This window comes from Siminovitchia terrae, assembly GCF_003605405.2.
GTDB classification, from domain to species: Bacteria; Bacillota; Bacilli; order Bacillales; family Bacillaceae_C; genus Siminovitchia; species Siminovitchia terrae.
In genome coordinates this window covers 121,105-136,385 of sequence record NZ_QYTW02000008.1, presented here as the reverse complement: position 1 = coordinate 136,385, position 15,281 = coordinate 121,105, and the positions used below count along the sequence as shown (strand labels likewise).

The 15,281-nt window shown below is 38.1% G+C and carries 15 protein-coding genes and 2 riboswitches; of the genes, 13 read left to right on the top strand and 2 right to left on the bottom strand.

What is annotated here, in order from left to right; all coding sequences use genetic code 11:
• Positions 1–155 precede the first annotated feature (155 nt).
• The 3 genes from D5F11_RS10565 (at position 156) to rlmH (ending at position 2,325) form a co-directional block, all read left to right on the top strand.
• Positions 156–1,367 carry a S1C family serine protease gene (locus D5F11_RS10565; RefSeq protein ID WP_120115835.1) on the top strand — a complete coding sequence of 404 codons (1,212 nt, stop codon included), beginning with the start codon at positions 156–158 and terminating at the stop codon, positions 1,365–1,367.
• Between the two features lie 192 nt (positions 1,368–1,559).
• On the top strand, positions 1,560–1,718 hold the full coding sequence (locus D5F11_RS10560; protein WP_120115836.1) for a CxxH/CxxC protein: 159 nt from the start codon (positions 1,560–1,562) through the stop codon (positions 1,716–1,718).
• 127 nt (positions 1,719–1,845) lie between these two features.
• A complete protein-coding gene (gene rlmH / locus D5F11_RS10555) occupies positions 1,846–2,325 on the top strand; it encodes a 23S rRNA (pseudouridine(1915)-N(3))-methyltransferase RlmH (protein WP_120115837.1) in 480 nt (159 codons plus the stop codon).
• Between the two features lie 360 nt (positions 2,326–2,685).
• Here rlmH and D5F11_RS10550 read toward each other — a convergent pair whose 3' ends face one another.
• Entirely contained in the window at positions 2,686–3,876 is a 1,191-nt protein-coding gene (locus D5F11_RS10550) for a coenzyme F420-0:L-glutamate ligase (RefSeq protein ID WP_120115937.1), read from the bottom strand.
• A 171-nt stretch (positions 3,877–4,047) separates the two neighbouring features.
• Between D5F11_RS10550 and D5F11_RS10545 the strand changes: the two genes are divergently transcribed.
• Positions 4,048–4,944 carry a LysR family transcriptional regulator gene (locus D5F11_RS10545; protein ID WP_120115838.1) on the top strand — a complete coding sequence of 299 codons (897 nt, stop codon included), beginning with the start codon at positions 4,048–4,050 and terminating at the stop codon, positions 4,942–4,944.
• A 362-nt stretch (positions 4,945–5,306) separates the two neighbouring features.
• On the opposite strand, the gene D5F11_RS10540 is transcribed toward D5F11_RS10545, so the two are convergent.
• Positions 5,307–6,164 carry a MurR/RpiR family transcriptional regulator gene (locus D5F11_RS10540; RefSeq protein WP_120115839.1) on the bottom strand — a complete coding sequence of 286 codons (858 nt, stop codon included), beginning with the start codon at positions 6,162–6,164 and terminating at the stop codon, positions 5,307–5,309.
• A 105-nt stretch (positions 6,165–6,269) separates the two neighbouring features.
• On the opposite strand from D5F11_RS10540, the gene D5F11_RS10535 reads away from it, so the two are divergent.
• From D5F11_RS10535 to D5F11_RS26325, 9 genes are all read left to right on the top strand, one after another.
• Positions 6,270–6,476 carry a hypothetical protein gene (locus tag D5F11_RS10535; protein ID WP_126646556.1) on the top strand — a complete coding sequence of 69 codons (207 nt, stop codon included), beginning with the start codon at positions 6,270–6,272 and terminating at the stop codon, positions 6,474–6,476.
• A gap of 171 nt (positions 6,477–6,647) precedes the next feature.
• On the top strand, positions 6,648–8,204 hold the full coding sequence (locus D5F11_RS10530) for an ABC transporter substrate-binding protein (RefSeq protein ID WP_185830628.1): 1,557 nt from the start codon (positions 6,648–6,650) through the stop codon (positions 8,202–8,204).
• A 100-nt stretch (positions 8,205–8,304) separates the two neighbouring features.
• Positions 8,305–8,484, top strand: a riboswitch (M-box (ykoK) riboswitch).
• Between the two features lie 218 nt (positions 8,485–8,702).
• The gene (locus D5F11_RS10525; protein WP_120115841.1) at positions 8,703–9,638 is read left to right on the top strand and encodes a magnesium transporter CorA family protein; all 936 of its coding nucleotides are present in this window, start codon (positions 8,703–8,705) and stop codon (positions 9,636–9,638) included.
• A 22-nt stretch (positions 9,639–9,660) separates the two neighbouring features.
• The gene (locus D5F11_RS10520) at positions 9,661–10,611 is read left to right on the top strand and encodes a magnesium transporter CorA family protein (protein WP_120115842.1); all 951 of its coding nucleotides are present in this window, start codon (positions 9,661–9,663) and stop codon (positions 10,609–10,611) included.
• A 24-nt stretch (positions 10,612–10,635) separates the two neighbouring features.
• Positions 10,636–11,589: a magnesium transporter CorA family protein gene (locus tag D5F11_RS10515; RefSeq protein ID WP_120115843.1), complete on the top strand. Its 954-nt coding sequence runs from the start codon at positions 10,636–10,638 to the stop codon at positions 11,587–11,589.
• 43 nt (positions 11,590–11,632) lie between these two features.
• A riboswitch (M-box (ykoK) riboswitch) is annotated at positions 11,633–11,797 on the top strand.
• A 171-nt stretch (positions 11,798–11,968) separates the two neighbouring features.
• The gene (locus D5F11_RS10510) at positions 11,969–12,511 is read left to right on the top strand and encodes a GNAT family N-acetyltransferase (protein ID WP_120115938.1); all 543 of its coding nucleotides are present in this window, start codon (positions 11,969–11,971) and stop codon (positions 12,509–12,511) included.
• 671 nt (positions 12,512–13,182) lie between these two features.
• Positions 13,183–13,467: a UxaA family hydrolase gene (locus tag D5F11_RS10505; RefSeq protein WP_120115844.1), complete on the top strand. Its 285-nt coding sequence runs from the start codon at positions 13,183–13,185 to the stop codon at positions 13,465–13,467.
• Positions 13,467–14,624: a UxaA family hydrolase gene (locus tag D5F11_RS10500; protein WP_120115845.1), complete on the top strand. Its 1,158-nt coding sequence runs from the start codon at positions 13,467–13,469 to the stop codon at positions 14,622–14,624. Before D5F11_RS10505 ends, D5F11_RS10500 begins: the two co-directional genes overlap by 1 nt.
• A 505-nt stretch (positions 14,625–15,129) precedes the next feature.
• Positions 15,130–15,267: a hypothetical protein gene (locus D5F11_RS26325; protein WP_185830627.1), complete on the top strand. Its 138-nt coding sequence runs from the start codon at positions 15,130–15,132 to the stop codon at positions 15,265–15,267.
• The last annotated feature ends 14 nt before the right edge of the window (positions 15,268–15,281 follow it).

The following is a 15,281-nucleotide window of genomic DNA, read 5'->3' as shown; positions in this document are numbered from 1 at the left end:
AGATAATCGGTTAAATGGCCGCTTATTTTCATTTCTTTTTTACATTTTTTTGAATAAGAATGTTTTTTTATGTGCTTTCTGGCCAGGCGGATTATAATTATCTTTATAGAAGGGAAACTTATCTTCATGGATGCTAATGAAAGGAATGGTGAGCAGTGGGATTATACGATGATCATAGTCCGAACCGTTTCAAAAACCGAGGCGGCAGAGGGGGCTTTTTTACGGGATTGATCGGCGGGCTGATCGGAGCATTGATTATTGCCATACTGGCTCCATCAATTTTTGGGATAAAGAACAACGAAAACCCAAACAATACGACAATCCAACAAAATGAAGGAAAGTCAACAAAAGAGCAGGTTTCGCTAGATGTGACAACGGATGTAACGCAAGCTGTAGAGAAGGCTGGAAAAGGCGTTGTGGGCATTACTAATATCCAGACAGCCAATTTCTGGACAACTGGTCAGGAAGGTCAGCAGGCAGTGGGAGTCGGTTCCGGCGTTATTTATAAAAAACAAGGGGACAAGGCTTATATCGTAACAAACCATCATGTTGTGGAAGATGCCACCGAACTGGAAGTAACGCTTTCGGATGGAAGAAAAGTTCCGGGTGTGCAGCGGGGAAGTGATGTATGGACAGACCTTGCCGTTGTTGAAATCAGTTCCAAAGATATTGGAGAAGGATTTGTGAATGAATTTGGAGACTCTGATGCCTTACATATCGGAGAGCCTGTTCTGGCGATCGGAAATCCTCTCGGTCTGGAATTCGCCGGCTCCGTGACACAGGGAATTGTTTCTGGTGTGAATCGAACTGTCCCTGTCGATATTAATAGAGATGGCGTGCCAGATTGGAATGCGGAAGTCATTCAAACTGATGCGGCCATCAACCCTGGAAACAGTGGTGGAGCATTGGTTAATATTGCTGGTCAGGTTGTCGGCATCAACTCCATGAAAATTGCTCAAAGTGCCGTTGAAGGAATCGGCTTTTCCATCCCAATTAATTACGTCATACCGATCATCGAAGACTTGGAAAAGTACGGTGAAGTAAAACGTCCAGCCATGGGTGTTACGCTGCGGGATGTCGCTGAAATCTCCGCCTACCACCAAGAGCAGACATTGAAGCTTCCAAAAGACATAACATCTGGTATCATGATCGAGCAAGTATTGGCCAATTCACCGGCAGCAAAAGCAGGGCTGAGAGAGCTGGATGTCATTGTTGCGCTGGATGGTGAGGACGTCGAAGATGTCGTGGCACTCCGAAAATACCTGTACAACAAGAAGAAAGTCGGAGACTCCATGAAAGTCACCTACTATAGAGGTGGTAAAAAACAAGATGCAAACGTCAATCTAACGGACGAGACAAGATTATGAACTGTTAGCGGGAAGGCCTGGGAGGCTTTCCCGCTTTTATATTTTATATGGTAAAATGAATGTGGATAAATTTTGGCAGTTGATGGTAGAAATTGAGCGGTGGGGCTGTAATGCGCACAATTATTGAAGCAGTTAACAAGTAAGATTGATGCCGTAAAAAATGATGATTTTTAGTAGAAAAGAGGACCAAGTATGATTTATTGTTGTAAAGAACATGTTGAATTGGCGTTAGACATTATTGTAGATGAAGAGGAGACAGCACCTATATTAGAGAAGCTGGAAGCGGAAAACGGGTTACCCACACCCTGTAAATATTGCAATAATCCGGCAGAATATATAGTGGGGAACTAATATTCCCACACTAAATGTGGATGAATAATGTGGATATGTGGATAACCACTGTGGATAACCACTGTGGATAAAGTGTTTGCTGGATGTTTGTAACCTGTGTGTAATCTAACGGAAGGAATTGGACAACATGAACATCACCATTATTTCAGTCGGAAAAATAAAAGAAAAACATATGAAACAGGGCATTGATGAATACCTCAAACGCCTTTCGGCCTACACCAAAATCAACATCCTTGAACTCCCCGACGAAAAAGCTCCTGAAAAGCTAAGCCAAACCCAAATGCAGCAAATCAAGAAAAAAGAGGGAGATCGTATCCTCGACAAAATCCATCCCGACGCCTACGTCATCGCCTTGGCGATCGAAGGTAAACAGGCGAGCAGCGAACAATTCGCGGAGCATCTGGGCCGCCTGTCTGCATCTGGGAAAAACAGCGTTGTCTTTGTTATCGGCGGATCCCTTGGATTGAGCAACGAAGTGATGCGGCGAGCGGACGAAGCACTCTCTTTTTCGAAAATGACTTTTCCGCATCAGTTGATGAGATTAATCTTGGTCGAGCAGGTGTATCGGGCGTTTAGGATACTGAGGGGTGAACCGTATCACAAGTAAGTGAGGTTTTTTGTTAAGATTATTAGCCTAACTTATTTAGTTAAGCTTTTTTATATGTTATAACTTTCTATGAAATTAGCAATTCCTAGCATGAATATTTGATAGTTGGAGGATATATGAATACTGTTGCTAGAGCTTCAAAAATACTTAATACAAAAATATTGGAGAGTAATTTAGTTACCTATTATATAGGCTGTGACTTGAACGATGATGTAGAGAAGGTGTATCGATTAAAAGAATTAATAAAATTATCTTATAAACATCATTCCAATTTGTATTACTTGACGACAGCCATAAAAATAGGACAAAGGAGTTACTCTCCCTTGTCCTATAGGTTTTCGTTGATTTTCCTAGTAACCCTTATTTTGTGTAGTTGTCGAAGTAGCCCTGAATAAAGACAATCGGTGTCCCTTTATCACCGCTGCCTGAAGTTAGATCGGACAGTGAACCGATTAGGTCTGTTAGTCTCCGAGGTGTAGTTCCTTGGGCTTCCATTGCTCCGACTAAGTCATCCTCTTTCTCATCAATGTACTTAGAGATGGCTTTTTTTAGTTCTTCACCTTTTAAGTCAGCAAATTGATTGTCAGCCAAGTACTTTAATTTAATTTCATTCGGTGTTCCTTCTAATCCAGCTGTATAAGCAGGGGAAACAACCGGATCTGCCAGCTCCCAGATCTTTCCTACAGGGTCTTTGAATGCACCATCACCATAAACCATTACCTCAACCGTTTTACCTGTCTTTTCCTTCAGGATTTCTTGAATGTTATCAACGACAGGCTGACAATTGCGCGGGAATAACTTTACACTATCTTCTGTTGCCTTATTCGAGCCCAATAAACCATAAGCCTCATTAAAACCACTTCCGTCAATTGATTCAGAAAGAATATTATCGAGACTATAAATTTTTTCGCCGCCATTAGCCCTTAAAATTCTTTTCGTTCTATCCCGTGAATGAATATCACAACAAAGTACACTCTTTGTGTACTCTAAAATCGTCTTTGGATGATTTGAAAAGATTACTTCGCATTCTACTCCATATTCTTCAACCAGAGACTTGTAATAATCAATATAATCTACGCCTGTGAAGGTATGTTTGTTGTAGCCAAAGTGCTCACGAAATTGCTTTTCTGTTAGAACATCTGTCCAAGGGTTTATCCCTTTTTCATCAAGTGTATCTAAATCCACTAAATGATTGCCTACTTCATCGGAAGGATAGCTTAGCATTAATACGATTTTCTTGGCTCCTTTTGCGATACCGCTAAGACAAACAGCAAAGCGGTTACGGCTAAGGATAGGGAAAATCACACCGATTGTATCATCGCCAAATTTGGCTTGAACATCTTTGGCAATATGGTCAATGGTGGCATAGTTTCCTTGTGCACGTGCCACAACCGACTCTGTAACAGTTACAATATCTTTATTCTGAATTGTAAAGCCTTCAACTTCTGCTGCTTTTAATACGCTATCAACAACGATATCTTCAATGCGATCTCCCTTATTGATTATGGGACAACGAAGTCCCCTGGCAATAGTTCCTACAACTCTTTCCACAATCATTCGCTCCTTCTTCGCAATCTAACTATATTCGATAAAAAGGGTCAATTTTTTTAAAAGTATCATACTAATACATCAACAATCCAAACAGTCTCTTCTTGTAATATACGGTTTTTAATGATATAAGTAAAGTCAATATATCTAATATGGGGTATAAGGGTGGATTATATGGTGGGCAAATTGGATTTATATTATCTTTTTTATACTGTTGGTAAAAATAAAAGCTTTTCTAAAGCGGCAAAAGTGCTATATATGTCACAGCCAGCAATAAGTCAATCAATTGCACAATTAGAGAAGGAATTAGATACAAGGCTTTTTAATCGGCTATCTAAAGGTGTAACGCTAACTGATGAAGGAAATTTATTATTTGAATATGTCAGTTCAGCACTGCAAATTATACAAGCTGGTGAAGAAAAGCTTTTAGAATTTAAAAATTTAATCCTTGGTGAGTTTAAAATAGGGGTTAGCGATACTATTTCGCGATACTTTTTACTTCCCTATTTAGAAACTTTTCATAATCGATATCCAAATCTTAAATTCAAAATAGTCAATGGGACAACGTGGGAAATTATAGCTGCCTTAAAAGCGGGAGAAGTGAACATCGCCATCTGTAATCTTCCCATTGATGACAAGTCATTAGAAGTAAAGCCTTTACTGGAAATCCAAGATACCTTTGTATATGGCGAAAAATACCGAAAAGTATTTTCTAAGCCAATGAAATTTGAGGAATTGGTGAAGTTCCCGCTTATTTTATTGGACAATTCGAATTCCCGAAGATATGTTGAAGAATTTTTCCTTACAAAGGGAATTAAAATTCAGCCGGAATTTGAGTTAGGTTCACATGAACTTCTGTTAGAATTTGCAAAGATTAATCTTGGTGTTGCTTGCGTTACAAAAGAATTCTCTGAACAGTTTTTGAGAAAAGGCCTACTTCATGAAGTGACCTTAATGGAACCTATACCTAAAAGAAGTATTGGTATATGTTATTTGAAAAATGTTCCTTTAAATAGAGCTACGGAAAGGTTTGTTGACCTTATTGAAGAAAATATAAGAAATTTCTTTTAGCAATAAGTGTACGATTAGTTTAGTTAAAATTAGAAGATGTATGTAGCAAAAAAATAATATGGTTCATCTTGAAAATATCTTAAAAACCACGGACTGGAAGCCGGCGAAAGAATCTTCATTTAGATGCGTGACGGTGAGCTGTACCATAAGTAAATGAGGTTTATTACATTATGCTCTATCATAAGTAAATACAAAGTGATTTTTAATAGGAGCGTCAAAGCCACTAAGTTTTTCTTTGACGCTTTTTTCAACGGCTATTTTATTAAGTCTAAACTAGCTTTTTTAAAAAACATACGTGCGCACCATTTCACTATGGTACTTCTTAAGTATTTTGATTTTCTTCGGCTCTTCCTCAACTTTGTCTAAATAAGAAATTGTCCAGGATTAAACTTCTCGTATTCTTCTCTTCGATGTTTAAACTCTTCTTTATCAATAATAGCTACGCCCCCTACGATCGCGTTTATGAGGGACAATACTGCGGGACCGGTATCAATAGTTGATGTAGCTGATGCTGAAGTAGATAGGTTTATCGGTAGTATAATATCAGAGAACTCGTTAAGGGGAGAAAGAACCGAGTCCGTAATTCCAATTACATAAGCTCCTTGTTTCTTTGCTAGTTCCGCTAAATCCAAAGTCATTGATGAATAGCGGTGAAATGTTATACCAATAAAAACGCTTTGATTGTCTAAGTTTGATAACAGATAGTTAATATCATCGACTCCCGGTTGAATTAAGTGTGAATTTCCCTTTACGATATTCAAAGTAAATGATAACCAGTTAGCTAAAGCGAACGAGGTCCGAACGCCAGCTACTAGTATATTATTAGAATCGTATATTCTCCTGGCGATTCGATATAAATCTTCTTCATTAATTTGTTCGATAACAGCATGAATATAATCTTGATCTCGTTGCATACTTTTAACAAAAAAATTAGATTGGCTGGAATCCTCAGAATTAACGGCTTGATAGTAATGTAGACTGCTCTTATGAAAAATAAGATACTTTCTTACCTCTATTTGCAATTCACTATAACCACTATATTCTAGGGCATAACAAAATCGAATAACAGTAGTTTCGCTAACCCCAATAACCTTTCCTAGTTGACTTGCCGATTTCATGGCAACTTCCTGTGGCTGATCAAGTACATATTTACCTACCTTTTTATGACCGGAAGATAAAGTATGATACTTTAACTTAATTTTATCTATAAATGTGGTCATTTATGCTCAACTCCGTCGCGAAATTACTTTATTATTTAAAAAAAAGAGATTTAACTTCATTCAGCAGAAGTCTCCCACTTCTGTAAGTGGTGAGATGAATGCATATTGGTATTTCATTCAGTGGGGTTCAAACCCCAGCTGAATAAAGTCAAAGCCTCTGGCGGATGCCACAGATTTTCAGAGGAAATTTATCGAGCGGAGCTCGATAAAATCTGGGCGCAAATACGCCAAGGCGCATTTGATACTTCTTTTTCCCTTTGTCTACTTTTACAGTATCAGACCAATAGTTTACTGACAATATTTTTTGTATGATTTGAAGTATTGTAATATAGAGAAAATTATTATTGATAAGAAACAGAACATATGTTAAATTCGATAAAAAGTATTAACTTCATATTTTGAAATAGGAAGCTTAGGCTTAATTTTATAAAATGTGGGATTATATACTTTAAAAATCTAAAGATAATGAGGGGGAAAGTATTAATGAAAAAAATCAGCTTTTTTTTATTAATATTAGTTCTGGTTTTTTCGTTGGTTGGGTGCTCATCGGGGAAAAAGACATCTTCAAAAGAGTCTAAAAGTGGAGGGGAAATCAAGGTAGCTTATAATGCTCAACCACCGACCCTAGATCCATTACTAACAACTGCTGTTGTAACACGCGATATTTCTAGACATATTTTTGAAACATTAGTAACTTTTAATCAAAACTTTGAAGTAAAGCCAATGCTTGCTGAATCTTTTGAAGTAAGCGAGGATGGAAAAAAGATTACGTTTAACTTGAGAAAAGATATTACATTTCATAATGGTGAAGAAATGACAGTTGAAGATGTAGTGGCTTCCATGAATCGCTGGAAAGACACTACTCCGTTAGGAAAGTCCTATTTTCCAAAGGCAACCTTTAAAGCAGACGGTGACAATGCTGTTGTGTTAGAAATGCCTGAACGCTTGTCAACAGCCTTAGCGATGTTGGCTGATCCGGGACAAGCTGCAATTATTACACCTAAGGAAGTTAATGAAGGGGTAACAGAGAAAGGGTTAACTGAATTTATTGGAACAGGTCCTTATAAGTTTGTAGAATGGAAAGCTGACCAGTATGTGCAATTAGAGAAATTTAAAGATTACCAATCCTTAGATACAGAAAGTAGTGGTCTAGCTGGTAAAAAAGAAGCTTTCTTGGATAATATCTATTTTCAGTTTGTAACGGATGCTTCCACGAGATTATCTGGTATCCAAACAGGTGAATACGATATAGCCAATGCGATTCCATTTGATAATGCAGAACAATTAGAAACAAATAAAGATATTACTAATCATGTTGATCACAATGGTTTTAATGGCATCGTCTTTAATAAGAAAGAAGGAATTTTTAAAGATGTTACCGCTCGTCAGGCTATTAATGCAGCTTTAGATCAGGAAGCTATTTTAATGTCTTCATTTACGAATGAAAATTTCTATGAATTAGAACATAGTTTGATGATCAAGGATCAATTGGACTGGTATAGTGAAGCAGGTAAAGATCAATATAACCAGAACGATAAGGAAAAGGCCAAAAAGTTATTAAAAGAGGCCGGATATAACGGTGAAGAAATTGTTATTTTAGCCAGCAGAGATTATGAAGATCATTTTAACGCCGCCGTGGTTGTGCAACAGGAGCTTGAGAAAATTGGAATGAAGGTTAAGCTCGATGTTTATGATTGGCCAACCGTACTTCAAAAGCGTGAGGATCCAACCGCTTATGATATGTTTATAACCGGGTTCCCAACAGAGCCTATCCCTGCTAAATATGTATTTTTAGATTCTGCAAATGAATGGCCAGGATGGAGCAATAGCCCAGAAATGGATGAATTATTGAACCAAATTAATAGTGCTGCTTCCCAAGAAGAAGCTAAGAAATACTTTGATAAACTTCAAGAGGAATTCTATAGCTATCTACCAATAATTAAATTTGGAAATAAAACTACCATTACAACAACTCGCTCTAATATTGAGGGAATGGGCTTTTTACAAGGTGTCATTTTATGGAATGTTGAGAAGAAATAGCTAGTAGTTCTAGGGTGTGAATTTCCTCAGTAAAACAAAAAAAGTGTTGACAATACTTTTTTCTATGCTAGTATTGGATTTGCGTTAAAAAACAACAATTGAACATCCTCGTTAGGTGAGGCTCCTATACAAACATAGGCCACTGCCCAGAAATATCGAAAGATGCCCATGGGTAGAACAGGAACTGCCGGATTAAGGCTTTTCTTAAGGTGGCTAAGAGATTGAGCAATCTCAATCTCTTTACGTTATATAGTGCCAAAACTCGACTAGGGGGAGATAGAATGCTTTTTTCTTGTGAATGCTTTTTTTGGTGCGTTCATTTTTAACCCTCTAGGTCTCCTGGAGGGTTTTTTACTTTCCAAAAAACGGCAGTTCCAGGAAATTCATTCTACGAAAGGAGGGGGTCCGTATAGAAAGTCCAAGTATGGCCGAAGGCGATAGTTGCACGAGTGAAGAATTTAGGGCTGTTAAAGTCCAACAGATGAGGAGGACGTTTCGATGCTTAAAATCTATAAAAGCAACGAAGAAGCGCTGTTTCAAGAACAGTCGGAGAGCGTTCATTACAACTGGGTACAGCTCACTAACCCGTCGGAAGAGGAGATACAGAACGCAGCAAGTCGTTTTGGGGTGCCTGCTGACTTTATCCGCGATCCCCTCGATGCCGATGAACGTTCCCGCATTGAAAAAAATGAAGACAATTTGTTATTCATCATCAATGTGCCTTTAAAAATGGCGGATGGTGAATCCGTACCATACCGTACGATTCCTATCGGAATCATTCAAACGCGTGATGTAATGATTTCAATTTGTCGTGTCAATCATCCAATTTTACAAGAATTGAGCAAGAAAACAGTAAAGCCATTTCTTACTAAGGTGAATACACATTTTCTTTTTCAGTTATTGCTCTTATCTTCGCGTTATTATTTACATTTACTTGATGATATTAATCAAAAAATAATCGATGCGGAAAAGAAGCTGCAAAAATCGATCAGAAATAGTGATTTGTATACTTTACTCAATATAAACAAGAGTCTCGTTTTTTTCTCAAATTCGCTTAAAGTTAATCGTATCATGATGCAGAAATTGTCAAGAATACAGCGCTTTGAGATAAAAGAAGAAAATGAAAAACTGATGCAGGCTGCCTTTATTGAAATGCAGCAAGCACTTGATACGTCTGAAATTTACAACGAGAATTTAGGGAATATGATGGACGCCTATTCTGCAGCGATTGAAAATAACCTTAGCGCTGTAGTGAAAGTATTAACAGCCTTTACGGTCATCTTCACGTTTCCATTAGTGGTCGCGAGTATATACGGGATGAACTTTCCGTTACCTGTGCAAGATGGTGTGTACACTCTCGCAGTTCTGATGTTAATCGGCGGTGTCATCAGCTTGGGAACTGGCTGGATATTTTACAAAAAACGTCTATTTTAGAAAAGAAAGCGAGGAGAACAAGATGCTTACCATTTTTCAAAGCAATTCAACAAGTCGATTACAAAAAGAATCCGATATTGCACACAACACGCTGCTTTATCTTGCAGCGCCAACAGACGCTCAGATTTCACAAGTTTCAACTAAACTTGGTATTCCTGAGAGCTTCTTCCGTGATTCGTTGGATAACAATGAACGACCACGGATTGAAAGGGACGATTCGTCCTTGCTTATCATCCTTAATGCCCCGATCGCGATAAATGAGGAAAAGTTATATGATGAGATCCCTTATCGGACGACACCAATAGGGATAATACATGTAAAGGATCATCTGGTGATTGTCACAAAGGAAGAGATTCCATTATTAAATGATGTGTTTTCGGGGAAATATGGGCCATTTCAAACACATATGAAGACACGCGTGACATTGCTAATTTTTGAGGCGATTGCACAATCATATCTCGATTTTCTGAAACGGATTAAGGTGCAAGTTGGTCGGTTACAGCAAGAATTAAAAAAATCTCATAACAATCGAGAGCTATTCGGCTTAATTCATATTAATAAAAGCCTTGTTTACTTTTCAACGTCTTTGCGTGCGATGCGCAATGTTTTTCAGCACCTATCCAAGGGGCAAGATATTAAATTGTATAAAGAAGATGAACGGATGCTTCATAATGCCCTAGTGGATATCGAACAAGCAGCAGAAGTGACTGAAATGCGGAGTCTCAGTTTGGCTGGTCTAATGGACGCTTATGCTTGTATTATTCATAATAACTTGAATAGTGTATTGAAAATCCTTACGACACTTACAATTGTGCTTGTGATTCCGACGATGATGGCAAGTATCTTCTCGATGAACGTTGCATTGCCTTATGAACATGAACCATTCATGTTTACCGTAGTTATGGCACTTATGGCAGCACTCAGCGGGGGGCTTGTCTACGTATTTTACAAAACAAAATTTTTACGGTTCTAATACGCAAGGAAGGATGTGGAGAAAATGCTTTTAATATATAAGAGTACATCTGAAGGAAAGCTTGAAAAAAGAGCAAACATCACAAATAATAGTTGGCTTCATCTTGTAAAGCCAACATCCAAAGAAATCGACCATATGGTTAAAGAACTTGCTATTCCAAGAGACTTTATAATTGACTCACTTGATATTGATGAACGGCCGCGAATTGAGGAACGGGATGGGGCGGTCTTGATAGTGATTCATGTTCCATATGACCAATTAGATGTCAAAAATTCAAATGATGACGTGAAGTATCGGACAATTCCCATGGGGATTATTCATACGAAAGATCATATGATTACCATTTGCAATGAAGAAATACCCTTCATGAAGGATATTTTTAACAGTAGGGTGAAGGATTTTGCAACACATATGAAAACACGTAACACATTAAAGATATTAAATGTAACAGCTCAAGCATATATTCGTTTTTTAGCCACAATCGAGCACGAAATCGCGTTGGCAGAAAAAGAACTTGCTAAGTCGTATCGTAATCGTGAGATGTACACCCTTCTTTATCTGAATGAAAGTCTCATTTATATGGTGACGTCTTTAAAACAGATGAAATTTACAATGCAAAAAATATTACACGGTGACTACATCAAACTATATGAGGACGATGCAGATATTTTAGACGATGTTCTGATTGAATTGGCGCAAGCGTACGAAATAACAGAAATTAACCAAGACAATTTAAATAACGTCATGGATGCATACGCCAATGTGGTTCAAAACAATGTGAACCGTGTCCTTAAGTTACTAGCAGCATTTACAATCATTTTGTCAGTACCAATGCTCATTGCCAGCATTTATGGAATGAATGTTCCTTTGCCTTTTCAAGATTTGCCAAATGCGTTTTGGGGTGTAATGACTTTCACGTTCGTATTAACTGCTTTATGTGCCTTTGTTTTTTACAAAAAGCAATATTTTGCACGTTGATAGAAAAGCATGGAACATATTCAACGCTGGAACTACTAATCTAATATTACCTCGTTAGGTGAGGCTCCTGTATGGAGAGATGCTGCTGCCCAGAAATGTCGAGAGACACCAATGGGTCAACAGGAACCATCGACATAAGGTGGTTTTTAATGTAGCTGGATTTAATCCTATGCCATACAGTGCTAAAGCTCAATGAATGGTGGGGTCATTTTTGTCATGTAAAAAACACGCCTTCATTCGTGGGAGGCGTGTTTTTCTATTTGGGAAGGGGGGATGAGAAATGGAGAATAAATCCGATTCGGAAGAAGACCAGAAGGGTCACTGTATTTTTACATTAATAAGACATTTGATTCATATCTCATCCCTGGAGGTGGAAAATATGCTAAAAAGACGCGAAATGAATGAGCAAGAACAGCATGTTTTATTTGAATTGATGACACATCCTGATGTATTCCCATTTGTTAGACAAAAAGCAACAACATTTGATGAGTTTATGATATTAAATAAGCAGACAATCGAGGCTGAAGAGCGCGGAGATATAATTTCCAGGATCATTGTCGATGAGTGGAAAAATCCAATCGGTACCATTAATTTGTTCGATATTCAAGAGCAGTGCGGTTTCTTAGGTACTTGGATCGGAAAGGACTACCATGGAAAAGGTTTTAATACCCTTGCGAAAATTGCCTTTTTACAGGAGCTATTTGGTGAGCGGAAGATTAACACTGTATTTATGCGTATTTGCAGAGAGAATATACGTTCAAGGAAAGCTGCTGAAAAGCTTTCTTACGCAGTAAAAGCAAATGAATCACGTTCATCTATATTTCAAGAAGTGAATCGTGAGGGATATAAGTATGATTTATATGAAATTCCAAAGGATTTATTTGCGATGAGCTATTTAACGGAAGAAAATATGATCCATTGAAGATAAGCTTTATTAATATGTAAAATGGTTATTTATCTATCCTATTGGTGTTTTCTATCGGAGCATTTTGCTGGCAAATGTTTTATTCTGATATGGCTGCAAAATATTCTGTCTGGAATATAAGTATCGGCTAAAAAAATAAATATAAGAAAGATAATATCCAAGTTTGTTATTTCAAGAGCACAATTCTGTTACTAGAAAAAGTCGAGCATTTGATATTAAAAAAATTAAATAAGGGTATGAAAAATTAATCGAGAAACCTCATTTAGATACATCACGGTAAACCGTATCATAAGTGAGTGAGGGTGTTGGCATTTATCTTACAAGACTAGCAGAGATGTCAGTTACCAAATGAGACCATTAACTCCCCGCTAAAAAAGGATCATACAGGATTAACAGCTTCGGTTAACTACCCCAAACAATAAAAATATAAAGTTAAAATGAGTATTAAGTTGTTTATGAATTTAATACTCATTTTTATTTTAGACAGCCCCTTCCCTTTTGATTAAACGTTGTATACATAAAACTATGGTAACCGGTGTGAAACAGTATACGAATGTATTGTGTTGAATTGCTTTGCTGATGGATGATGGCAAATTAATTAATAAAACCGAGGAAAAGAGGGAAAAGTAAACTTTGTAAAGAGCATATGAAAAACGAGGTGGAAGACATTGGAGCATAGCATTTTAATACATAAACCTGAAGATCATGTCGGTGTCGCGATAAGAGATATTGATTCGGGAGAAACAGTAGTTGGACTTATAACAGAAAACAATGATCTCTATGAAGTTAAAGTCATCCATAAAATTCCTTTAGGGCATAAAGTGGCTCTTAAATCAGTTTCAGATGGAGAGCCTATTCTTATTTACGGGTCGAATTGCGGATTAGCCCTGGATGCAATCTCCAAAGGTGAGCATGTTCATGTTCACAATATGGTGAGTGCGAGGTGGAAGTAATGAGGCCAATTACTTTTAATGGATTTCGCCGTACGAATGGAGCCGTAGGAATACGGAATCATGTAGCTATCATCCCTGTCGACGGATTGGCAAATCTTGCGGCAAAACATGTGGCTCATATAGCCCACGGTTCCGAGGCATTTGTTCATCCTTTCGGAGAGTTGCAATTTGGTTTGGATTTAGAGTTGACATTTAAAACTGTGATTGGGATTGGAAGTAATCCCAACGTAGCGGCTGCAGTAGTAATTGGCCAAGAGCCTGAATGGACCAAAATTGTTGCCCAAGGCATCGCTGAGACGGGGAAACCAGTCGCTTACTTTACTATCGAGCGATATGGGGACTTAGCAACGATCGAAAAGGCGACTAGAAAAGCAATCGAATTCATTCAATATTCCAGTGAATTACAAAGAGAAGAAACTCCCATATCTGAGCTGGTCATTAGCATAAAATGCAGTGAGTCTGACCCCACTTCCGGGCATGGCAGCAATCCTACCCTAGGAAAAACCGTGGAAATGCTTCTGGACATGGGAACAACAATTATTTTTGGAGAGACTACTGAATTAACGGGAGCGGAGCATACTATAGCATCACGTTTTAAGAACCAAATCGAACAAGAGAAGTTCTGGCAAGTCTATAATGAGTATATAGGATTCCTCAAAAGCCAGCATGCCCACCTGTTAGGTTCCCAGCCAACTCAGGGAAACATACGTGGTGGACTCACCACAATTGAAGAAAAGGCTTGGGGTAATATACAAAAAATTGGTCAAGCAATGATCGAAGGGGTTCTGCATACTGCTGATTCTCCTCCAGGAAAAGGGCTCTGGTTTATGAATACATCTGCTTCTGCCGTAGAAGTGGCAACCGTATTTGCAGCGGCAGGAGCTACACTACAAATCATCACTACTGGACAGGGAAATATAGTCGGTAATCCGGTAACGCCTGTAATCAAAATGTCAGCTAATCCTCTGACAGTATCCACTATGTCTGAACATATTGATTTAGATGTGAAGGAAACACTCTATCGTACGAAGACCTTTGAACAGTGCAAAGAAATGTTGATGGATCTACTGATTCGGACAGTGAATGGTCGATTAACTAAGTCGGAAGTCCTTGGACATCGTGATTTCTTACCGCCTAAACTATACCGTAATCCATGAACCTCCCCCACTTAGCCGATTATAAAACAAATTGTCTTGAACTGAAGCTGCATAACCGCATCCATTTTCAAGAGTGTCAGGGAAAATCTCATTTAGTATTGTTACGGTGAACCGTTTCATAAGTGAGTGAGGTTTTATTATTTAATCAACCTCTTCCCTGTCAAAATCATGTATAAAGGACAATTACATAGATTCCAAAGCCAGATTTGTCCGTTATAAGCCGAATGAGGGCATTTCCGTGGTTTCAAGGAAGAGATTTGTTCTTCACAACAGAAGAATTAAGCAAATTATTTTAGTGCCTGGCACTACACGTATTTTGTAGAATGAAGTCTTGATTCTTCGGTAATTTACGGGTTGTGGCAGGTATTTTTGATTTTACTGCGCTCCCCCGATTACTTTTTGATTTCTTAAATGGTCAAAAAATGGATCGATAAACGTTAAAGTATTATCGTCCATTACCTTTAACTTCATTCAGCAGAAGTCTCCCACTTCTATAAGTGGTGAGATGAATGCATATTGTTATTCCATTCAGTGGGGTTTCAAACCCCGGCTGAATAAAGCTAAAGCCTCCGGCGGATGCCACAGATTTTCAGAGGAAATTGATCGAACGGAGCTCGATAAATCTGGGCGCAAATACGTTTGATATATGGGGTATTC